Raw genomic sequence first — 19,347 nt, 5'->3', positions numbered from 1 at the left:
CCTGTCGTCTTTGATAAAGAGACTATAGCACCGTTACGCGCGTAACGCAAGTTAATCCAGTTGTTGGACTCCTAGGCTTTCTTTGTAGGTTTCACCTTAGGCTTAGGCTTCATCGCAGCACGAGCGTCAAGGACCGCTTTAATGATCACTTGAGTTTTGTTTTCCGCATACTCGTTGTCGATCAGTTCTCTGATAGCAGTAGCAACGTCAGCTGGCAAAATGCTGCCAGGCATTCGCATCCCGCCAGCTTTGAGGTTCCGTTCCTCGAAGGCGCGTACTCGTTCGGCGATTGTTTTTGGCGTAGTTTCTTCTTTCATGCCTTCAAGTGTACGCGCGTAACCCGGTTCGGATTTGTAGTCTGTGTTTGATCTTGGAAACCTGGATGGTTCGGGTCCACCACAATGCTGGACTCGTAGAGATCTTTCCCAACGTAGCAATGAGCCCATTTGCGCCGCTGCGACGGGGTTCTCAAAGCGCATGCTCGCTCGTGGCGGTACTTCCAACTGGTGGCCAGCCCTTGCATGTCGCGGTTCATGATCGTGAACAGCCGAAACTGCGCTCCACAATGGCAGCAGCATGCGAAGCCGGTGTTACTGGCGGCCATCTTCTCTCCCTCAACCTTGGGTCAGCATTCTCAGCGCTGTCTCAAGGCGAGGTGTTATCGGTAGATGGCGCAGCTCTTGTTCAGTTGCCAATCGGCAGGTTTCCCCTTCGAAGCACCAATAGAACGGAGCAATTGAATTGCTGCCATCTGCTTCGCAGACCTGTCCCGAGTCACCCAGGTTTTTCTCGATAAAGTAAATATCGCCGGCAAAGACGATGGCGTGTCCAGGCTGGAAATTGAACGCCAGATCCTGTTCAGCGATAGCTCGCTGCAGCTCTGCTAAGGCATCCCGGTAGAGATCCGTTTTCCAGCTACGCCCCACGTAGGCTTTTGAGCCCATGGTTGCACGCACAGAGCAAGAGCCAAGAGCGTAGCCCCTGGCTTTCTCGTTCACTCGCACTGAGCCCAAGATTCGGCCATCGCTAGCCAAAGCCTCAATCTCCGTTTCTTGGCCGTGTGCAGTCGCCTTCCAACCATTAGGCAGATCAAGAGGCAAAGTTCCTTTGTCCATCCGATTCATTCTGATGAGGGGTTACTGCACCGGAAAAGGGTTGTTGGCGTCGTTGCCTCCACGATTGATCGTAGTGGCTTCGGACACCTGCTTTTCGAATGGCTTACGGTCCTTGCCCTCGATCCAGCGGGGAGGTTTGCCACGGCCAGACCAAGTCGCACCCGTGGCCGGATCTGTGTATTTCACTTCAGCCTTCTTCCGGGAAGGGAGGAGAGGGAAAACCTGCTGTGTAGTGAAGCCGAAGTCACGGATGAGCTCTTGAACTTTCGCAAGAGCTTCCTTGGCCTCTGTTGCGCGTGCTTCAGCAATGCGCTTATCCAGCTCGGCCTTCTTTTGGATCAGTGTTTGGTAGTCTTGCATTGGTTCTCCATGACCGGTGGCCATCTTGGTAGTGCCTTGCCCTGGCTGATGCAAAGCGGGTTTAGAAATGTTCGCATAACGACTATACCACGTTACGCGCGTAACTGATGGGGGTTGCTGATCTTTCTCGAAATTTCTTAACCTTGCCCATCCAGTGCCGAGTAATTCGGTCGTTCCATTGTGATCACCTTGGTCATTGGGGAGATTGAGTTTTGTGTGCAGTCTCGGAGGACTTCCGCGCGGCTGATGTCTGCGGTGTCTTGATGATCACCACGTGTTGTAATCCCCCATTCCTCAGGACCATGCGTTGGCCACCATAGATGCCCTTGAAATCTTTGTGAGTGGACTTCCATTCAGCCATCGTCATCTGGAGCGGTTCTTCAGGCTCCGAGCGCGCTCTTTCGACATCCTTACGTTGTGTAGACAACAGCGCTTGGCGGGCTCGTTCATTCACAATTTGTGCAGTAGTTGCGCGAGAAACGTGAAATGCTTTTTGCTGCAGCGCGCTCATGCGGCTTTGCCCGTAATCGCCTAGGTTGTGCTGATGGATGATCGCGCGGGCACTGTCGATAAACCACTGCGCCTCAGTTGCGACGCCCCTTTCCAGACGGCGTTCCAACTCGTTCAGCTTGGCATCTACTTCAGCACGCGGTTTGGCGAATTCGTCGTAAGTGGCCAGGTAGGCATATCCCATGTCAATGCCGAAGGATCGACCCTTGACCTTGAATTTGCGCTTGGCCTGGGAGATGCCGCAAATCACGGCTTCTTGGTATGGCTTTTGCCCTATTGCGACTTTGATGGTGTCCCCGAGAGAGAAGGTCAAGGGCTCAACCTTCCCCGTTACTTCATTAAAGCGATGAACGGTGAAATGCTTACGGTCGTCAAGGGGCATCAACATCGTGAAGAGGTGCTGCAGAGTTGTTCTGCAATCATTATATCAAGTTACGCGCGTAACGGATCAAATTTAATCCAGCAGAAGACTATGGGGAGGACTTTTGCGGCGCGCATTGCGAGCCCTAGCCCGATACTTCTCGGTAAGGGTCGCTATCAAATCCATGTTGAGATCTTCTCTACCAATGACGAGCTTGGCGCTCTGATCAATATCGGCTTCAGTGATGATTCCAAAACCTACGCCTAATCGCCCCGCAACAGGCAGTTGTCCAATTTTCTGCATCAGCGCCAGGAAGCCTGCACAGGTCTGGCGCTGCTTGTCCAATGTCTTGTGGCACACGAATGGAACCATGTCATCAGCGAGCGAGGCGGCTACGATGGATTCGATGCGGCCGGGCTGCAGAGTGATGCCGTTTCCGTCATTCCGAAATGGACAGTTTCCGCAGGGACGCTTGGTTATGCACATGGTTGAAGTTGCTGGTTCAAATGGTGAAACTATAGCAGGTTACGCGCGTAACTAGATGGTGGACAAACATTCTGCTCTTAAATAGAAGCGAGCTTCCGAAGGCTATATGTTCGTCCAGCAAGGTCGAATGTTACTTCGAAGCGTTCCCCTGGGTTGACGCCTATCTCCTCGGCAACCTGCGATAAACCGCGAATCTGTTGATGGCTCATTACACTGATTTGGCGATGCTTCGCGCAACTGTGGCTGAACTTTCCCTCTACGAGTGTTTTCGCGTATGCAGGTAAATAAACAACTCTCCTGCCTGCGGAAACAATGGAATTAGATTGTGTGATCTCCAGTGTGATTGGCTTGGTCGGGTCAAGGTTAAGCGGAACAGCTTGGCCCCGAGCAGCCAATTGCTCAGCTTTTCTCCGCTCTTGCGCATCAGCATAGGCTTGAAGCGGAAATGGCCGTCCATTAACGCAGTATATAGAATGTTCAAGCTTGAAGACAATTGGAGATGAAGCCAATGTAATTGCTACAACGATGCTGGACTTCCCAACTTCATTTACCAGCGCATCCAATATTTCAGCCTTGGTAGCAACCCCCCCCTTTTCTTTCTAGGGTTTGAAGGATATGAAGCTCAGTCTCGTTCAGCAGTTCAATGTGAGAAATTGGTTTGCGTAGACGGTATTTATTGTGTTTGTCTCCCACAATCCAAGACCACGATGCAATGATTTTGCTTAAAACGTAGATTGGAGGAACACACAAGGCTCCTCCGTCGTTGCGTTCGATCCATCGGTCATCAGTAATCAGTGCATTTGCAATTACATCAATTCCTACAGGCCCCGTCGAAACGCTCATGAGCTTTCGAACCCGGTTAGCAGCTGTACTGTTTTCTGTTGGCCCCATAATAAACCAGCCGGAATCACCATCAATAGCACAGAATCCTGGCAATCCCTCAAACGCAGCTCTCAATGATTTAATATCGACAGCAATCCCCTGGGTAAGAGAAAGATGACCTGCAATGCGTAGATAGTTCGTAGCCCCTATGCAGCCGCATTCGTAGAGAACCTGTGACATAGCAGAGGTCATCCAATTAGGAGATTCTTTTGAATCCGACAGCACCATTTGAACTGGTGCGGGGCCAGTAAGTCGGCTCCTTTTTTTTAATGAGTTGGGCCTTGCCGTCCATCCCAACTTCCTTGGCGAAGGCCAAAGCTGCAACGACTCCGCCCCCATTGCCTAATAAGTGAGCAAGATGATTATTCATGAGCTGAGGAACCATTGGCGACAGTTCAGCAGCTGCAGCAAGTACCTTGGACAGTGCAGGCATTGCGACAGGATATTCAGTAAGCGCCGTAATTTGGGTATCACAAATTTGACGAATCCTCTCGCGCGTCATGCCCAGGGAGTCGCCTACTGACTTGAGTGTCTGGCCGTCAGTGCCTCCATAGCGCATTAAAAAAATATCCACCCAACGTTTAGCGTGCCCATTTGAGCCGGGTTTACGTGAACTCACCTGGATGGCAATTTCTGAGAGCGCCCGCAATTCCTCGCTCCATGTGGCTTTATCGGCAGCCACCAAGCGATTGCACAACTCAAAGCATTCATAGGAGATCTCAGGGCGCGATAGTTCGTTTGCCAAACAATCTTCTAATGTAAGGCCAGAAGGTCTTGGAAAGCGTAAATCCTGGCTGTCGAGGTCCTTGACCCATTGTTGCTGAAAGACGCGAAAAACCTGTGTTTTCCACTCTGGTGTCACTGAGACATCAATACCTGCCTCACGGCCAGTTATCCAGTACGAAGCTTCTATCTTCGCAAGAATGGCCAAGACCTTTACCAGTGGTAATCGCATTCCTTGCTTTATAACTTCGAGGCTCGTCACAGGGAAATTTTGTTCCCCTCCAATGTGTGTGAGAGCCATTTCCACACGGATAACGTCACTTGCGTCGATAGCATTCTTCCATCCGTCACGTAACTTGATTCCTGTGCTTTGACTCATCAAAGGCATAGGATTAACACGATTTCTCTTGACAAACTGATATCTGATCTCTTCAGTTGTTGTTTGAGTAGGCAATGGTCCGGACCAAGCTAACAAGGATTGCGGTTTTACGGTGCCTAGGCCGCAGCTGAAGTCTCGCTTGGCAAGTGCAACTGCAAAGCTGGGCAAAATCCTTGCATGTCTAGTTTCCATTTATTTGATTAATTAGGCTACGGAAGAAGTAAAAAACAGAAGATAGTACACAGTAGTGACCCTAGCCAAATGTCGGATCTAATACATCGACGCCATTTCCGTTTCTTTGCTGACTCAGTTTGTAATGGTGCTCTTCAGCGGCAATCAGCATTGGTGCCCATTTGAGGTACTGGGCGCGGGTTCGTCTGTCAGTGTAAAACCGGCGGAAGTCACCAAGTACATAGGCGTCCACATTAAAGAGTTCGCTGGCGGGCACGGTCAGGTTGCAAGCAACCGTCTCGCTTTGGATTTTGTATGGATCATGGCCAAGCCGTTTTCGCTCCCAGCGGAACGTGGCTTCGCCTTTAGCCTTGGACCATCGCTGTACCGGTGCGATATACCCAGGACCCGGATTCCCGAACGGGGTGTAGCGCGTCGGACGGTAACTTGATCTATTGCGATAGTCCTTATCCAGGCGCTCAGACTCCTTCTTGCCCTCTGCAAGTTCCCAGTAGTCTTCTTGGCCAATAGTCATTGAGCCAGCCTTCAGGGTTGCATTGCATCTTGCACGGTAAGCTTCAAAGTCGGGTGCCTCGCCGTTGTACAGAGTCTCCGCACCATCGTAGATGAGCTTGATAGCGCTGTCGAAACCATCTTGAGTCCATGACTTGACAGGTGGATGTGGGTGCAGGATCGGGGATCGATCAAAGAGCCCTTGTATGATCACGGCCACGCGATTGAACTTTTGAATCATCGACGCAATTTCAGCCTCCGCGTCATCAAAATAGACGCTGGATGGATCGACGGGGAACCACCTGTCGCGTGGATCGTCCAGCCCCCATGTGCGAAACGGATTGTGCATATCGGCGTTGGGCTTCCCCTTGTTAGCAGCAATCCATGCTTTAGATTTGGCTACTACATCGTCATACTCTGCGCAGTTCATTTCCCATTCTGAGCGGGATATGATCTTCTCCACCTTGTCGTAGCCATAGGAGATTTTTGCCATTTTCGGCTCGCCGGGGTCAAAGGCTGTTCGGTTCGGGAACAGGAACTCATCAAACTCCAGCTCCGTTTGTATGCACCACACCTGCTGACCATTCCGCACGTAAAGGAATGTCAGCTTGTCGGCCTGCTCAAGTTGGAAATTGATCAGCGCTTGGCGAAGGTCAACCGCATCTCGTTCCTTCCTCGTGCGACGTACGCGCAATGCAACCAGGGTGCGTGGGAATGGGAGAATTCTTTCCAAATTTTCTGGCTCGCAAAGCCATTTATCGAAGTCGTGGATGGAGCTGAATTCCAGGCCGCCGTGACGATAGTTGGCCAGGCACTCCTCATCTGCATAAATCATTGACTGCATGACGTGCAGGCGTTCAGTTGCTTGCGCCGGTTCACCGTCTTGGCAAAGCGTTGCATTTTCATGCAGGCCGGCATACAGGCTGATGCTGAAGATTCGACTATTGATCTCCGCTACAGTTGAATCTAGGTCACCCACTGTGGCCAGGGTGGGCAAGGTCTGGGCCTTCAGCAGTGCAGTAAGGTTTCCGTTGGAAATCTTCACGTGCTCATAGAGCGCCGGCAACTCAATGTCTTTGGCTGTGATCAGTGCCTTCTTGTACTCAGTTACATCAGGCATTGAGGAGAGCGTGACAAGCGCGCCACCTGTGGATTGTTGGGGGGAACTGCCGATGGCTGTTGGCTGCACCATCCCGAGTCGTGCGGTCAATGCGTTGATCTCCCCCACCAGGCGCGCGGTCTCCTGCTGTTGCTGCATGGCCCAGCGCTGCAAGATGTGCATCCCATTTGGCTCATGGCGCAGACAATCCCAGAAATTTTTCAGGTGGACGCGGATTACACGGGAGCTCGTGTACTGTGCATGAACAGGGGACTTGAGCTCCACGTAATTAGAGCCGATGGTCATGGCGCACATCAGGCGCTCGCCATCAACACGACCCTGCATTCCGAACAACGTTCGGCCATTTTCAATGGGGTCGCGCTCGTCGTTCACCTTAACCCAGTACCACTGCCCCAGGACAGGGCCCTCATTGGTTTGCAACCGAGAAATGCCTTCTGGGTCTTGGGGGTCTTCGAGGATCTGGATGGAGCTCATTGTTTGATTTAGAGGGGGTGTAGTCGTGGTGTCAGTTCTGGCCAGCTGCGCCAGCAGATGAAGGATTGTTTTCAATGAGGGTGTGCAGAATTTTGTGTAAACGGACAATCAACCGCCGGCGCAAGCCGGCCTGTCCGTAAGCACAATGAGCACCAAGAAACACGACGTACCCGAAGAACTGCTGTCTGGCCTGCTGGCCAACTACAAGAAGCCCGAAGACCTCATCGGCGAGAACGGCCTGCTCAAGCAGTTGACCAAGCTGCTGGTGGAGCGAGCCCTAGACGCCGAACTGACCGAGCATCTGGGCCACGAACGCAACGAAGCGGTAGCCAACACCACTGGCAACACCCGCAATGGCAAGAGCAAGAAGACCCTCAAGGGCGATTTCGGCGAGTTGCCCATCGAGGTGCCACGTGACCGCCATGGCAGCTTCGAGCCCCAGCTCATCCCCAAGCACCAGACCCGCTGGGCCGGCTTCGACGACAAAATCATCTCGCTGTACGCCCGCGGCATGACGGTGCGCGAGATACAGGCCCACCTGGAGGAGATGTACGGCACCGAGGTCTCGCCCAGCCTGATTTCCTCGGTGACCGACGCCGTGGCCGATGAGGTCAAGACCTGGCAAGCCCGCCCGCTCGATGCAATCTACCCCATCGTCTATCTGGACTGCATCCATGTGAAGGTGCGCGAGGGCGCTGTGCGGGTCAAGGCGGTGTACTTGGCCATCGGCATCACCATGACGGGTGACAAGGAGGTGCTGGGCCTGTGGCTGGCGCAAACCGAGGGTGCCAAGTTCTGGCTGCAGGTCGTCACCGAACTTCGCAACCGGGGCGTGCAGGACATCTTCATCGCCTGCGTCGACGGGCTTAAAGGCTTCCCTCAAAGATGACGGAGGCAGAAGCGATCGAGCACTGCAGGCTCAGTTACGAGCAGCTCGCGGCGATCCCCATCGTCAGCCGCGTCGATGACGATGGAAACGCCAAGCGCGGGCGGCCGCCCCTAGATTTGCGCTTGGGCTACGCCCTCCAGCTCATGTTTCTTGGACTGACTGGCAGGTTGGCCGGCGTGACGGACAGCTTTCCGGCCAACATGGTCAAGGTGCTGGCCAACCAATTGGGGACGGATGCCACGGCCATCGCGACCATCAAGTCGATCTACCGTGGCAAGGCCGGTCCACAGGCCGAAGGTTCCGTCGAACGCCGGTTGCGCGAGCAGCGTACATGGGCACGGCAGACGCTGGGGTTTGAGGTCTTTGCGCCTGAAATACAAAGGGAGCTGACCGCCACGCTCACCATGCGCGCACGAGACGCAGCGAGTCAGGCCGAGTTGGTGACCTTCGCCGAGGAATGGCTCTACGAGCGCAGGATCGTCCTGCCTGGCGTCTCGACGCTGGAGGACCAAGCCAATGCGGCCTTTCGCGCGATCGAAACCCTCGCGATGGAGGTCATCAACGGCGCGGTCAAGCCGGCCCGGCAGCGCGCAATCTTGAAGATTATGTTTGACCAAGGGCCGTCGGAGGACTCCACTGTCCTCGAATGGCTCAAAACCTCGGCGGGCAAGCATGGGGTCAAGAATCTGGAGGAAGTGTCCTCGCGCGTCGACTACCTGAAGACACTCGGCGTCGCTGATTGGAACCTCACATCGCTGTCCCAGACACGCATACAGGCCTTCGCGCAGCGTGTTGCGCACCGACCTCCATCCGAGACCTCCCGCCGCGTGCTGGAGACGCAGATCGTGGAGGTCATCTGCTTCCTGAAAGCCACGCTCTGGGAGTTGACAGACGAAGCCATTTTCCGGATGGGCCGGCGCACCGGCGATCTGGTGCGCATGGGTGCGAAGCGCGTGCAGTCCAAGCAGGCCAGCCGCAGTGGCATCTACCGCGAGTCAGTTCAGTCCATGCTGAACCTAGCGCAGGACGCGGACAAAACCGCAGAAGAGCGGATCGTGGAGATCGTCAGGGTTGCCAGGGAGGTGTTGAATATGCCAAGGGTCAGCCATGCCGACATCGTGCGCGAAACGCTCGTGGAGCAAGGCGAGCGGGTCGCGACCGTGCTGGACACAGTGGACTGCCTCAACATCGAGGGCGACGAGAGCAAGAAGGATCTGACCCTCGTCGAACAGCTCAAGAAAATTCGCACCGAAGGCCTGAAGGAACTGCCCAAGGACTGGGACGTGTCGGGCATCGAAGCCGCCTGGCGTCCGCTCGTCGACGACGCGGATCGTGTCAAGGCGCTGAAGGCATTCAAGGCCTGTGCTCTGCTACGAATCCGCAAAGGCTTGCAGGGCGGGCGACTGTGGGTGCCGCACAGCGCCAACTTCCGTAGCCGCACCGACAGCCTCATTCCCGAGGAAGAGTGGGAGCGCGATCGAGTGAAGTTCTGCACTGCTTTTGGCTTGGAGGTCGACCCGCAGGTCGCGATTGCGCGTCAGATGGCATTGCTCATGGACGGCCTGCGGCGCGTCAAAGAAGGGCTGGCCAACGGCCTGCTTGAAATCGACGAGCAAGCTTGCGTTCGTCTGCCCGCACTGAACGCGATGGCGGAAGAGCCTGAGCTCAAGAGAACGGCCCAGGCGGTGCAGCAGATGATTGGTCCCGTCCAGTTGCCCGACCTGATCCTGGAGATGGACGCTCAGACCCGCTTCAGCTCCAAGCTGCTAGGCCGCGATGCCAAAACGACCAGGGAGCTGATCGCCTTGTATGCCGCCCTGCTGGCCCACGGAACTGAGATCGATGCCAAGTCGGCTGCCGCCATGGTCAGCGGTGTCACCGTGGCCGAGGTAACTGCCGCCATGCGGCAGTTGGAAACCCCGGGCCGGTTGCGAGCTGCGAACAATGCCGTAGTCGCATACCAGCAGAGCATTCCCATCGTGAAACTCTGGAGCGATGGCACCAAGGCATCGGCCGACATGATGGCCATGGACACGACGAGGCACTTGGGCATCGCTCGCACCGATCCGCGGCGAAAAACCCCCGCTGCAGGTATCTACACCCATGTGCTCGGCAGCTACCCCGTCTTCTACGATCAGCCCATCGTGCTGCTCACGCGCCAGGGCGGCCCAGCGGTCGAAGGTGTCGAGCAGTACAACAGCTCCAGCGAGGAGCGCATCAAGATTCAACTGCTGGCGGTGGACACGCATGGCTACACGTACGGCGCGATGGCGCTGGCCAAGCATCTTCGGTTCGACCTCTGCCCGCAGCTCGCAGGACTGCCGGATTGCAAGCTCTGGGTGACACGCAAGACCGAGGTCCCCGAGGAGCTGGACGCGATCGCACTGACCAACGTGTCCGAGCGCGCCATCGTGCGCGGCTGGGACGTGATGCTGCGTTTGGTGGCGTCCATCCTGACTGGGCGGGTCAGCGTGGGCTGGGCGTTGGCACGCAATGGCAGCGCAGCCATTGGCGACAAACTCCATCGCGCCTTGGATCATTACGGTCGGATGCTGCGATCCGTGTACCTGTGCGACTACTTCACCAAAGAGCAGTTCCGCCGCGAGATCCATACCTTGTTGAATCGTGGCGAGTCGGTGCATCAGCTTCAGCGCGCCGTGTATTACGGTCGTATCGCCGCCGAGCGCGGCCGTCGCCGCGATGAGCTGCGAGCCATTTCGGGCTCGCACGTACTGCTCACAAACCTCATCATCGCGTGGAACACCAAGAAGCTTAACGAGGTGGTCGCCAAGCTGAGGTCCGCCGGTGGTGGTGTGAACGACGACATTGTGCGGCGGCTGGGTCCGGTGTTTTTCGGGAACATCAACTTCCGCGGCATCATGAGCTTTTCTATCGAGAAATACGCTGGCGTCCTGCTAAGCAAGATGGAGGAGGAAACGCCAGCCGAAGCGAGGCGCCGCAAGCTGCGCCGGTTGCCCCTGATGTCAAAGCCGTAGCTCGGAGCTGGTGCTAGCACTCGCGCTGGTCAAGCTGGTAGACCCAGTTCTTCGTGACGCCGGCAATGCTCTCGGCGTGGGTAGTGCGTCGGTCTTGCGTGTCCAGCGTGTGGACGTGGCTGCTCAAGGTGGTGGCGTTGAAGAGGGTACGCTGCTCTCAAGAGAGTGGTCATTTGCGGGGACTACCCCGCCAGGCTGCCTGTCTGCCCATCGCCTCAATCCCAGTGTGAATCGGTGGCGGGTTCGTGAAACGGGGTTTCCAGCAGGCACTGGTTGTCCTCGGCGATGCGGTACATGTCATCCAGCAGCGTGGCGATCATTTCGTCCACCAAGTCGCGGGACAGGTAGGGAATCGCCCACTCGTAAAGTGTGCCCTTAACGTTCAGGCGCTGCATGGCAAAGCGCTTAAAGCAGGTCTGCTCGATCAACCGGTGACCCAGGGCCAGGCCGCGCGGCTGCTTGTTGAAGCGGGCCAGCACCAGCGTGGCGCCCAAGACCGCCACAGGCGTCGTTCCTGCGACCGGCAGGCGGAGAACGTCGGTCGGCTGGGTCAACAGCTAAGGTGGCGGTGGCTGCGGAACTGCCGGCGCCAGGGCTGTCAGGCCCTGCTCGAAGCGGGCTTGCAGGCTGGAATCCGACGCATCGAGGTAGCGCATGGCCGACTTGACATCCTTCCAGCCGACGTATTCCATCAGCTCCTTGATATCCCAGCCGCTGGCGCGGGCCCAGCCGGCAAAGCCGCGGCGCATGGAGTGGCTGCTGTATTCCTCGGGTGACTCGACGCCGGCTTCGGAGAACAGGCTGCGCAGCAGGGGGATCAGGCTGTTGGCATGCAGGCTTTCGTTGCCGACATGCCCCCAGCGGTCGATCTTGCGGAACACCGGGCCCTCGGTTAAATCGGACAGGTCGATCCAGACATTGAAGGCGGTCACGGGACACAGGCGGGATAGGGCCGGGCATCTGAAAACGCGACCGTGCAGCTGCCTGTCGCCTTTGCTGCTGCCCAGGTAGCAGGCCATGCCCTGGCCGGGCGTGACCTCGGTGTTCTCAACGCGCAGGTTGACCAGTTCGTCGGATCGGAAGCCGCGCCAGAACCCCAGCAGCATCAGACTGCGGTTGCGCGTGTGGCGCAGCAAGGCCGAGCGGTCACCAGATTGCTGCGCGTTGCCGATGGCGGCACCGAGCCACTGATCGACTTGTTGGAGCACCGCCAGTTCCAAGGGACGCGCGCGCTTCTCTGGCGCGGCGTGAACCGAGCGAATGCCTTTGAGGACTTGCCGCACCAAGGCCGATTTTGTGGGATCGGGAAAGCCTTGATCGGTGTGCCACCGAGACAGCGCCGCCAGCCGTAGGCGCAGCGTGTTGATGGCCAGCGTGGCCGCCTGGTCGGCTAGGTAGCGGGAAATGGCGTCAGCTGTGGAAGGCAGCAAGCCTTTGCCCTCGGTCTCGAAATGGCGGATAGCGGAGGCGTAACTCCTGCGCGTGTTGTCACGCTCGGCAGCTTCAAGGTACTGTGCGATGCGGCTCATGTCGCTGTTGCGCGTGAGTGGTTACTCGTCCTCAGGCCGGACATCGAGCACCACAACTTCTCCAGAAGCTCCCCGACGTGGGATGTCGGCTTCACTGATCCCCTGCAGACCGTCACTGTGCTCGACGATGGAGGTCTGCGCCATCTGCAGCTCGACCACGCGCTCTTCGGCTTCCGCGCGCAGGATGTCTGCACCCTGACGGGAGCCAGTGGCCCCGTGCTTAGCGCCGCCCAAGCCAGCGCCATAGTCAGCGAAGGCGCCAAGCCGCTCAGCGGCAAGCGGCGGGAATTGTGTGAGTTCATCTTCATAAAGGGATCCTACGGAATGTAGCGGTCGGCAGTAGCCAGCGTGGCAACGACTTACTTGAAAAGATCCACCTGGCGCACACCAGCCAGCGCATCAAACCCACTGGTCTGCGCATAACCGAGTACGCGCGCCTTCTGCGGCGTGTCTTGATGATGCAGCTTCGTCTGAAATCAGATCAGTTTCTTGGCTCCGAAATTGGCTAGACACCGCAGCTTGAGTAGGGACCACGGCTTGCGCACGATGGGCGGTAGTCGCCCGAAGTCCAGTACCGCACAAGCTTTCAAGCGACTTCGGGCGAGAGTTCGTGTATGGCTTGGTAGTGGGTGAGAAACACCCGACCGCTTAGGCCGTGCAGGAATTCGGTGTCCTTCAGGCGGTCCATCACGGGCCCCTTGACCTCGGACAGGTGCAGGCGCAAGCCGGCACCACGCAAGCGCAGGTCGATCGCTTCCAGGCTTTCCAGGGCGCTGGCATCGATGTCGTTGATGGCCGAGCACTGCAGCGCCACATGCTCCAGCCCGGGCCGGTTGGCCACGGCGTTGTTGATGCGGTCTTCCAGGGCGCGCGAGTTGGCGAAGTACAGGCTCTCGTCGACCCGCAAGCTCAGCACCCGCGAGCTCACCACCACGGCATGGCGCTGCACGTTGCGGAAATGTTCGGTGCCCGCGACCAGGCCGACCTCGGCCATGTGGGGGCGGCTGGTGCGGTAGAGGTACAGCGCCAGCGACACCCCCACGCCCACGACCAGCCCGGTCTCCACGCCCACCGTGAGCGTGGCCACCAGCGTGGCCAGCACCGCGAGGAAGTCGGATTTTGCGTAATGCCATGTCTTGCGCAGGATGCTGAAATCCACCAGTGACAGCACGGCCACCACGATGGTGGCGGCCAGCGTGGCCTGCGGCAGGTAGAACAGCGCCGGCGTGAGGAACAGCGAGGCCAGCGTGATGCCGGCAGCGGTGAAGACGCCAGCCGCCGGGGTCTGGGCACCGGCGTCGAAATTGACCACCGAGCGCGCGAAGCCGCCGGTGACCGGGAAGCCGCCAGTGAACGCGGCCGAGAGATTGCTCGACCCGAGCGCCACCAGTTCCTGATCGGGTTCGATGCGCTGGCGCCGTTTCGCCGCCAGGGTCTGCCCGACCGACACCGACTCGACGAACCCGACCACACTGATGAGCAGCGCCGGCACCAGCAGTTGCTGCCACAGCCCGAGGTCCCACAGCGGCAGCGTGAACGGCGGGAGGCCCTGGGGCACGGCACCCACGATCTTCACGCCCTGCGCCTGCCAGTCCAGGCCCCAGGTGAGCAATGTGGTCACGGCGATCGCCGCGACCGGACCGGTCTTGGCGAGCACGTCGGCCACGCGGGGCGTCAGGCCGACACGCAGCAACAGCGGTTTGAGACCACTGCGCACCCAGAACAGGAAGGCAACCGTCACCGCCCCGATGGCCAGGGTGAGCGCGTGAACCTGGCCGAGCTGCGACAGCAGCGACAGGCTGAGATCGACGAAGTTGTGCCCATCGGCCTGCACGCCCATCAGCGTCTTGAGCTGGCTCGCCGCGATCAGGATGCCGGACGCCGAGATGAAGCCGGAGATGACCGGGTGGCTGAGGAAGTTGGCCAGGAAACCCAGGCGCAGCAGCCCCATGGCAAGCAGCAGCAGGCCCGAGAGGAACGCCAGTGTGATCGCCACCGCCCAGTACGCCGGTGTGCCCGCCACGGCGTGCTGGCCAATGGCCGCGGCCGTCATGAGCGAGACCACCGCCACCGGCCCGACGGCCAGCACGCGGCTGGTGCCGAAAACCGCGTAGAGCAGCAGCGGCGCCACGCTGGCATACAGGCCCACCTCGGGCGGCAAGCCCGCAAGCATGGCGTAGGCCAGGCTCTGGGGGATCAGCATGATGGTGACGATGAGCGCGGCCACGCCGTCGCTGACCAGGGTCTCGCGGTTGTAAGCGCGACCCCACTGCAGCACGGGCAAGGAAGGCAGCAGTTGGCGCCAGGTGGAGGAAGGGTTCATGCGGTGCGGGCTGCGTTCCGGCGGCGGGATTCAAAGGGGGGATGTCTTCGTGGGCGGCGCCACGCCGCTCAGGTTGAAACCGGCCTGCGCTGCACGCTGCACGAGCTCGGGCCACGGCTGGGAACCCGCTTGCGACAACGCCCACAGCGTTGCCGAGCGCATGCCACTGCGGCAGTACGCCAGCGTTGGGGTGGGCAAGCGGTTCAGCAAATCGGCAAAGGCCTGCCCGTCTTGCGGCGTCACCCGGCCCGATACCACCGGCAGGTACGCCATGGTCAGCCCGGCCTGGCTGGCCGCAGCGGCCAGGTCGCTGTGACTGAACTGGCCCGGGCTCTCGCCGTCGGGCCGGTTGCAGATGACGGACTTGAAGCCCGCACGCGCGATCTCCGGCAGGTCGGCGGGCGAGATCTGGCCCGCCACCGACAGGGCGTCCGACAGGGGGAGCACGTTCAAGGGCGACATCTCAGGCTCCCACGCGCTGGCGCAAGCCGATGCGCTCGGCCACCTCGTACAGCACCATGCCGGCCACCATGGCCGCCACGAACACCGCCGCCTTCACCTCACCCGAGGCCATGGACACGAGGCCCGGGCCCGGGCAGAAACCGGCCAGCCCCCAGCCCGCGCCGAAGGTCAGGCCACCCAGCACCAGGCGCTGGTCGATCCGGGTCGACTTGGGCAGGTGCAGGGGGCCACCGAGGAAGCTGGTGGTGCGCTTGCGGGCCAGCGCGAAAGCGAAGAAGCCGACTGCGATGGCGCCGCCCATGACGAAGGCGAGTGACGGGTCCCAGATGCCGAAGAGATCCAGGAAGCCCAGCACCTTGGCCGGGTCGGTCATGCCGGAGAGCAGCAGGCCCAGGCCGAACAACAGGCCCACGAAGAATTCGGTGATGCGGTGCATGTGTGTGCTCCTTACAGAACGTGACGAACCACGAAGACCATGACAAAGCCCGCGCCCATGAAGGCGAGCGTGGCCACCAATGAACGCGGCGACAGGCGCGAGAGCCCGCACACGCCGTGCCCACTGGTGCATCCCGAGCCATAACGGGTGCCCAGGCCGACGAGCAAGCCGGCCGCGACGATGGCGGCAAAACCCGCGTCGATGGTCGGCGCTTTCACGAAGCCGGCGGGCGCCAGCCAGCCGACAAGCAGCGGCGCGCTGAACAGGCCCAGCAGGAAGGCGATGCGCCAGCCCGCGTCGCCGGTCTTGGGGCTGAGCAGTCCGCCGAGGATGCCGCTGACGCCCAGCACACGGCCATTGACCAGGATGAAGAGTGCCGAAGCCACGCCCAGCAGGATGCCGCCGGACAACGAGGCCCAGGGGGTGAAGTTCGCCCAATCGATGTTCATGACTTACTCCTTTTCAGAGACACAGAATTGTTCGTACAGCACCTGCATCACGGCCAGCGCCTTCGGGCTGGTCAGCGCGTAATGGATGTTCTTGCCTTCCCGGCGCGTGCTCACCAGTTCCTCGTCGCGGAGCACGGTGAGCTGCTGCGACAAGGTGGGCTGCACGATGCCCAGCAGCTCCTCGAGTTCGCCCACGCGACGCTCTCCCTGCGAGAGCTGGCACAAGATCAGCAGCCGGTCCGGGTTGGCCAGCACCTTCATGAGGCGGCAGGCACGGCCTGCCGCCGACTGCATATCTTCCAAGTCCATCAAGACGTTTTTCATCGCGGTTCCTTCCGGTCCGTTGAGGCAGCACAGCGCTGCGTCGCTACAGGCCAAGAATATATTGACAAACAATATATTTGTCAATATATTATCTACAGATTATTTAAAGGAGCCCACCATGACATCACTTTCGACAACCACCCAACCCCAAGTCCATGGCATGTTCGATCCCACTACCTGGACGGTGACCTATGTCGTGCACAACGGCCCGGGCAGTGAGTGCGCGATCATCGATTCGGTGTTGGACTTCGACCCAAAATCGGGCCGCACGCAGTACGCGTCGGCCGACAAGGTGATCGACTACGTGCGCACCCACGACCTGAAGATGCAATGGATCCTGGAGACGCACGCCCACGCCGACCACCTCTCGGCCGCGCCCTACCTGCGAGCCCAACTCGGGGGAAAGATTGGCATTGGCGGTCACATCACAGACGTGCAAAAAGTCTTCAAGGGCATCTTCAACCTGGAGCCCGGCTTCAAGCAAGACGGCTCGCAGTTCGACCGCCTGTTCCAGGAGGGTGAGACCTTCCCGCTGGGTGCACTGTCCGGTGAAGTGATGTTCGTGCCCGGCCACACACCGGCCTGCGCGGCCTACCGCTTCGGCGACGCGGTGTTTGTGGGCGACACGCTGTTCATGCCCGACGTGGGCACGGCGCGCTGCGACTTCCCGGGCGGGGACGCCCGCGCGCTTTACGCCTCCACCCGCAAGCTGCTGAGCCTGCCGCCCGAGACTCGCCTTTTCATGTGCCACGACTATCCGCCCACCGACCGACCGGTGGCCTTCGAGACCACGGTGGCCGAGCAACGCGCGAAGAACATACACGTGCACGACGGCGTGAGCGAAGACGAGTTTGTGGCCATGCGCACGAAGCGCGACGCCACGCTGGACATGCCCACGCTGCTCCTGCCCTCGGTGCAGGTCAACATTCGCGCGGGCGAGCTGCCGCCCAAGGAGGACAACGGCGTGGCCTACCTGAAGATCCCGCTGAACGCGCTCTAACGAGTGCCCCGCTGGTTGCAAATCAATCCATCACTTTTGGAGAATCACCATGACCAAGAACGTCGGCGGCATTGACCGCACCCTGCGCATCGTCATCGGGCTGGCCCTCATCGCGGGTGCGGCCACCAGCACCATCGGACTGTGGGGCTACCTGGGGGTCGTTCCCTTGCTCACCGGCCTGATCGGCCGGTGTCCACCCTATGCCATCTTCGGCTTCAACACTTGCTCCCTGAAGAAGTAGTTGCGAGGCGTGGTATCCACTCAGCCAGGCAAGGTGGGTACAACACGGGCGAACCTTCGCCCAAACTCACCTGAGACATCTGCATGACCACCGTATCCGTTTCGCTCCGGCAGCAAGCCGACCACCGCTTCGAAATCCGCTTCGGCGACAACATCCCCTGCTTGATTGCCGACGAGCCAGCGCCGCTGGGCAAGTGGGAGGGCCCCTCCCCCGCGCAGCTGCTGTGTGCTGCGGTGGGCAACTGCCTTAGCGACCCACTCCTGTTTGCACTGCGCAAGTTCAAGCAGGCGCCAGAGCCCCTGCGCTGCGAGGTGCAGGCCGAGGTGGGGCGCAACCTGGAGGGCCGCCTGCGCATCTTGGGCATGCACGCCACCATCATCCTGGGTGTGGCGGCGAGTGCCCTGGAGCACCTGGACCGGTCACTGGCGCAGTTCGAGGAGTTCTGTACGGTCACGCAAAGCGTGCGAGAAGCCGTACGGATGCGGGTCACCGTCGTTGATTCCGACGGTCAAACCTTGCACGATCAGACCTGAGGCAACCGCCCCCATGCAACCCAAAGCCCTCCTGATCGAAAGCTTCCGCTCGGGGACCATCGCCTCCCTGGCGATAATTCCGCTGAGTCCCCTGTTCAATGCTGCGGGCCTGCGCATTGGCCACTACGGCCCGAAGTTCGCGGGACTGTTTTTCAACGACCCCCAACCCTGGCTGCTGTTCGTGCAGCACATCGTGATCGGCTGGGTCTCGGCGCTACCCTTGCTGCTCATCCTGCTGCGAACCGGCGCTCGCCGGCAGCCCATGCTGGCCGGCGCGCTCTACGGAACAGCCTACTACATAGCCATCAATTCGCTTGCCTTGCCGATGTACTTCAACGATCCCCTGCCTTGGCAGCTGGGCGCTGCCACCGTGCTGCCCAGCCTGATCGGCCATGTCATTTTCGGCGCGGTGATTGGCTGGACGTCCAGACGCTTCGTGGCACATTCGAGTTGACCCGGTTCCAAGGACACATCAAGCTTTGTGTTCAACACCCCTTGACTTCTCCCCTATATCCGGACACTTTCAAACTGGAGTTGGGCTGCTTTCCAGCTGTTGATCTGACCTCTTTCTGACGAACTCACTCGTTGTCAGGTGGCCGAGCGAACCATGCGGGCGGTGATGGTTTAGTCATGCTGCCATGCCTTCAATTTATCACGCGCATCCTGCATCGTAGTGAATTCATTGACGTTCAGGAACCCGTCGCGCAGCCGACAGTTGAATGACTCGATCAGCCCGTTGTCTGTGGGCTTTCCTGCCCGTGTGTAGTCGAGCTTCACGCCACCGCGCAACGCCCATTCGGCGAGCGCCTTGGACGTGAATTCCGTGAAGTTGTCCACCGTGATCGCCTTGGTCCATCATCGCTCCAGCGCGGCGGCCTCGTCCAGGACCTGATGCGCACGGTCAAGTCGGCATCACCGCTGGCAGCGTCGCTAGTGGCCTTTGTCATCGTGTACTTCGCTGGTCGTGAAGGCTCACGATGCAGGGTTGGCACACAACGTTTTTGGGGATGCGTGGGCTCCCCCGCGATATCAGCGACTTCGAGATGAAGGCATTTTTCACCTTCGATGGTG

23 protein-coding genes and 1 pseudogene are annotated in these 19,347 nt (G+C 59.2%); 7 read left to right on the top strand and 17 right to left on the bottom strand.

Annotation, left to right across the window (positions count from 1 at the left end; all coding sequences use genetic code 11):
• Window positions 1-71: 71 nt before the first annotated feature.
• The 9 genes from V8Z74_RS14550 to V8Z74_RS14510 all read right to left on the bottom strand — a co-directional run bounded on the left by V8Z74_RS14550 (window position 72) and on the right by V8Z74_RS14510 (window position 7,094).
• Complete coding sequence (locus V8Z74_RS14550; RefSeq protein WP_349709781.1) at window positions 72-317, bottom strand: hypothetical protein; 246 nt, start codon at window positions 315-317, stop codon at window positions 72-74.
• 297 nt (window positions 318-614) lie between these two features.
• A complete protein-coding gene (locus V8Z74_RS14545; protein WP_349709780.1) occupies window positions 615-1,115 on the bottom strand; it encodes a hypothetical protein in 501 nt (166 codons plus the stop codon).
• A 21-nt stretch (window positions 1,116-1,136) separates the two neighbouring features.
• Window positions 1,137-1,475, bottom strand: coding sequence for an H-NS histone family protein (locus V8Z74_RS14540; protein WP_349709779.1), 339 nt, complete (start codon window positions 1,473-1,475; stop codon window positions 1,137-1,139).
• A gap of 193 nt (window positions 1,476-1,668) precedes the next feature.
• Entirely contained in the window at window positions 1,669-2,367 is a 699-nt protein-coding gene (locus tag V8Z74_RS14535) for a hypothetical protein (protein WP_349709778.1), read from the bottom strand.
• A 72-nt stretch (window positions 2,368-2,439) separates the two neighbouring features.
• On the bottom strand, window positions 2,440-2,832 hold the full coding sequence (locus tag V8Z74_RS14530; RefSeq protein WP_349709777.1) for a DUF6283 family protein: 393 nt from the start codon (window positions 2,830-2,832) through the stop codon (window positions 2,440-2,442).
• Between the two features lie 77 nt (window positions 2,833-2,909).
• Window positions 2,910-3,395 carry a hypothetical protein gene (locus tag V8Z74_RS14525; RefSeq protein WP_349709775.1) on the bottom strand — a complete coding sequence of 162 codons (486 nt, stop codon included), beginning with the start codon at window positions 3,393-3,395 and terminating at the stop codon, window positions 2,910-2,912.
• 4 nt (window positions 3,396-3,399) lie between these two features.
• Window positions 3,400-3,942 carry a hypothetical protein gene (locus V8Z74_RS14520; RefSeq protein WP_349709774.1) on the bottom strand — a complete coding sequence of 181 codons (543 nt, stop codon included), beginning with the start codon at window positions 3,940-3,942 and terminating at the stop codon, window positions 3,400-3,402.
• A complete protein-coding gene (locus V8Z74_RS14515) occupies window positions 3,911-5,008 on the bottom strand; it encodes a sigma factor-like helix-turn-helix DNA-binding protein (RefSeq protein ID WP_349709773.1) in 1,098 nt (365 codons plus the stop codon). The genes V8Z74_RS14520 and V8Z74_RS14515 overlap by 32 nt, the downstream gene beginning before the upstream one ends.
• Window positions 5,009-5,069: 61 nt before the next feature.
• On the bottom strand, window positions 5,070-7,094 hold the full coding sequence (locus V8Z74_RS14510; RefSeq protein ID WP_349709772.1) for a hypothetical protein: 2,025 nt from the start codon (window positions 7,092-7,094) through the stop codon (window positions 5,070-5,072).
• A 145-nt stretch (window positions 7,095-7,239) separates the two neighbouring features.
• Here V8Z74_RS14510 and V8Z74_RS14505 point away from each other — a divergent pair.
• Together V8Z74_RS14505 and V8Z74_RS14500 are read left to right on the top strand one after the other, a co-directional pair.
• A pseudogene (locus V8Z74_RS14505) lies at window positions 7,240-7,977 on the top strand (IS256 family transposase); the annotation flags it as partial.
• A gap of 2 nt (window positions 7,978-7,979) precedes the next feature.
• The gene (locus V8Z74_RS14500; RefSeq protein WP_349709771.1) at window positions 7,980-10,979 is read left to right on the top strand and encodes a Tn3 family transposase; all 3,000 of its coding nucleotides are present in this window, start codon (window positions 7,980-7,982) and stop codon (window positions 10,977-10,979) included.
• A 215-nt stretch (window positions 10,980-11,194) separates the two neighbouring features.
• On the opposite strand, the gene V8Z74_RS14495 is transcribed toward V8Z74_RS14500, so the two are convergent.
• Both V8Z74_RS14495 and V8Z74_RS14490 read right to left on the bottom strand, forming a co-directional pair.
• Entirely contained in the window at window positions 11,195-11,482 is a 288-nt protein-coding gene (locus V8Z74_RS14495) for a hypothetical protein (protein WP_349709770.1), read from the bottom strand.
• 54 nt (window positions 11,483-11,536) lie between these two features.
• Window positions 11,537-12,508 carry a site-specific integrase gene (locus tag V8Z74_RS14490; RefSeq protein ID WP_349709768.1) on the bottom strand — a complete coding sequence of 324 codons (972 nt, stop codon included), beginning with the start codon at window positions 12,506-12,508 and terminating at the stop codon, window positions 11,537-11,539.
• Between the two features lie 117 nt (window positions 12,509-12,625).
• Here V8Z74_RS14490 and V8Z74_RS14485 point away from each other — a divergent pair, with 117 nt between their 5' ends.
• Entirely contained in the window at window positions 12,626-12,838 is a 213-nt protein-coding gene (locus tag V8Z74_RS14485; RefSeq protein ID WP_349709767.1) for a hypothetical protein, read from the top strand.
• A gap of 256 nt (window positions 12,839-13,094) precedes the next feature.
• Here V8Z74_RS14485 and V8Z74_RS14480 read toward each other — a convergent pair whose 3' ends face one another.
• From V8Z74_RS14480 to V8Z74_RS14460, 5 genes are read right to left on the bottom strand one after another with little or no spacing between them, the layout of a single operon-like run.
• Window positions 13,095-14,831, bottom strand: a complete 1,737-nt coding sequence (locus V8Z74_RS14480) for a SulP family inorganic anion transporter (RefSeq protein WP_349709766.1) — start codon at window positions 14,829-14,831, stop codon at window positions 13,095-13,097.
• Between the two features lie 30 nt (window positions 14,832-14,861).
• The gene (locus tag V8Z74_RS14475) at window positions 14,862-15,293 is read right to left on the bottom strand and encodes a protein tyrosine phosphatase family protein (protein WP_349709764.1); all 432 of its coding nucleotides are present in this window, start codon (window positions 15,291-15,293) and stop codon (window positions 14,862-14,864) included.
• Window position 15,294: 1 nt separating this feature from the next.
• Window positions 15,295-15,729 carry a YeeE/YedE family protein gene (locus V8Z74_RS14470; protein WP_349709763.1) on the bottom strand — a complete coding sequence of 145 codons (435 nt, stop codon included), beginning with the start codon at window positions 15,727-15,729 and terminating at the stop codon, window positions 15,295-15,297.
• A gap of 11 nt (window positions 15,730-15,740) precedes the next feature.
• Window positions 15,741-16,178: a YeeE/YedE family protein gene (locus tag V8Z74_RS14465; RefSeq protein WP_349709762.1), complete on the bottom strand. Its 438-nt coding sequence runs from the start codon at window positions 16,176-16,178 to the stop codon at window positions 15,741-15,743.
• A gap of 3 nt (window positions 16,179-16,181) precedes the next feature.
• Window positions 16,182-16,502 (bottom strand): ArsR/SmtB family transcription factor, encoded by a 321-nt coding sequence (locus V8Z74_RS14460; RefSeq protein WP_349709761.1) that lies wholly within the window; start codon window positions 16,500-16,502, stop codon window positions 16,182-16,184.
• A 118-nt stretch (window positions 16,503-16,620) separates the two neighbouring features.
• On the opposite strand from V8Z74_RS14460, the gene V8Z74_RS14455 reads away from it, so the two are divergent.
• The 4 genes from V8Z74_RS14455 (at window position 16,621) to V8Z74_RS14440 (ending at window position 18,730) form a co-directional block, all read left to right on the top strand.
• Window positions 16,621-17,502 carry an MBL fold metallo-hydrolase gene (locus V8Z74_RS14455; protein ID WP_349709759.1) on the top strand — a complete coding sequence of 294 codons (882 nt, stop codon included), beginning with the start codon at window positions 16,621-16,623 and terminating at the stop codon, window positions 17,500-17,502.
• Window positions 17,503-17,551: 49 nt separating this feature from the next.
• Window positions 17,552-17,743: a YgaP family membrane protein gene (locus tag V8Z74_RS14450; protein WP_349709757.1), complete on the top strand. Its 192-nt coding sequence runs from the start codon at window positions 17,552-17,554 to the stop codon at window positions 17,741-17,743.
• Window positions 17,744-17,826: 83 nt separating this feature from the next.
• Window positions 17,827-18,276, top strand: coding sequence for an OsmC family protein (locus tag V8Z74_RS14445; RefSeq protein ID WP_349709756.1), 450 nt, complete (start codon window positions 17,827-17,829; stop codon window positions 18,274-18,276).
• 13 nt (window positions 18,277-18,289) lie between these two features.
• Complete coding sequence (locus tag V8Z74_RS14440) at window positions 18,290-18,730, top strand: hypothetical protein (RefSeq protein ID WP_349709755.1); 441 nt, start codon at window positions 18,290-18,292, stop codon at window positions 18,728-18,730.
• Window positions 18,731-18,900: 170 nt separating this feature from the next.
• On the opposite strand, the gene V8Z74_RS14435 is transcribed toward V8Z74_RS14440, so the two are convergent.
• Entirely contained in the window at window positions 18,901-19,113 is a 213-nt protein-coding gene (locus V8Z74_RS14435) for an integrase core domain-containing protein (RefSeq protein ID WP_349709753.1), read from the bottom strand.
• Window positions 19,114-19,347 lie beyond the last annotated feature (234 nt).

Origin of the sequence: Comamonas sp. w2-DMI (assembly GCF_040187735.1) — a bacterium.
Classification (GTDB): domain Bacteria; phylum Pseudomonadota; class Gammaproteobacteria; order Burkholderiales; family Burkholderiaceae_C; genus Comamonas; species Comamonas terrae.
The sequence above is the reverse complement of the archived record's forward strand: the minus strand, read 5'-3'. Positions and strand labels throughout refer to the sequence as shown.

Bases quoted from the DNA above. Each gene is read 5' to 3' on its own strand.
- V8Z74_RS14550 (WP_349709781.1), bottom strand. From the start codon at position 317: ATGAAAGAAGAAACTACGCCAAAAACAATCGCCGAACGAGTACGCGCC.
- V8Z74_RS14545 (WP_349709780.1), bottom strand. From the start codon at position 1,115: ATGGACAAAGGAACTTTGCCTCTTGATCTGCCTAATGGTTGGAAGGCG.
- V8Z74_RS14540 (WP_349709779.1), bottom strand. From the start codon at position 1,475: ATGCAAGACTACCAAACACTGATCCAAAAGAAGGCCGAGCTGGATAAG.
- V8Z74_RS14535 (WP_349709778.1), bottom strand. From the start codon at position 2,367: ATGCCCCTTGACGACCGTAAGCATTTCACCGTTCATCGCTTTAATGAA.
- V8Z74_RS14530 (WP_349709777.1), bottom strand. From the start codon at position 2,832: ATGTGCATAACCAAGCGTCCCTGCGGAAACTGTCCATTTCGGAATGAC.
- V8Z74_RS14520 (WP_349709774.1), bottom strand. From the start codon at position 3,942: ATGGTGCTGTCGGATTCAAAAGAATCTCCTAATTGGATGACCTCTGCT.
- V8Z74_RS14515 (WP_349709773.1), bottom strand. From the start codon at position 5,008: ATGGAAACTAGACATGCAAGGATTTTGCCCAGCTTTGCAGTTGCACTT.
- V8Z74_RS14510 (WP_349709772.1), bottom strand. From the start codon at position 7,094: ATGAGCTCCATCCAGATCCTCGAAGACCCCCAAGACCCAGAAGGCATT.
- V8Z74_RS14500 (WP_349709771.1), top strand. From the start codon at position 7,980: ATGACGGAGGCAGAAGCGATCGAGCACTGCAGGCTCAGTTACGAGCAG.
- V8Z74_RS14490 (WP_349709768.1), bottom strand. From the start codon at position 12,508: ATGAGCCGCATCGCACAGTACCTTGAAGCTGCCGAGCGTGACAACACG.
- V8Z74_RS14480 (WP_349709766.1), bottom strand. From the start codon at position 14,831: ATGAACCCTTCCTCCACCTGGCGCCAACTGCTGCCTTCCTTGCCCGTG.
- V8Z74_RS14475 (WP_349709764.1), bottom strand. From the start codon at position 15,293: ATGTCGCCCTTGAACGTGCTCCCCCTGTCGGACGCCCTGTCGGTGGCG.
- V8Z74_RS14470 (WP_349709763.1), bottom strand. From the start codon at position 15,729: ATGCACCGCATCACCGAATTCTTCGTGGGCCTGTTGTTCGGCCTGGGC.
- V8Z74_RS14465 (WP_349709762.1), bottom strand. From the start codon at position 16,178: ATGAACATCGATTGGGCGAACTTCACCCCCTGGGCCTCGTTGTCCGGC.
- V8Z74_RS14460 (WP_349709761.1), bottom strand. From the start codon at position 16,502: ATGAAAAACGTCTTGATGGACTTGGAAGATATGCAGTCGGCGGCAGGC.
- V8Z74_RS14455 (WP_349709759.1), top strand. From the start codon at position 16,621: ATGACATCACTTTCGACAACCACCCAACCCCAAGTCCATGGCATGTTC.
- V8Z74_RS14450 (WP_349709757.1), top strand. From the start codon at position 17,552: ATGACCAAGAACGTCGGCGGCATTGACCGCACCCTGCGCATCGTCATC.
- V8Z74_RS14445 (WP_349709756.1), top strand. From the start codon at position 17,827: ATGACCACCGTATCCGTTTCGCTCCGGCAGCAAGCCGACCACCGCTTC.
- V8Z74_RS14440 (WP_349709755.1), top strand. From the start codon at position 18,290: ATGCAACCCAAAGCCCTCCTGATCGAAAGCTTCCGCTCGGGGACCATC.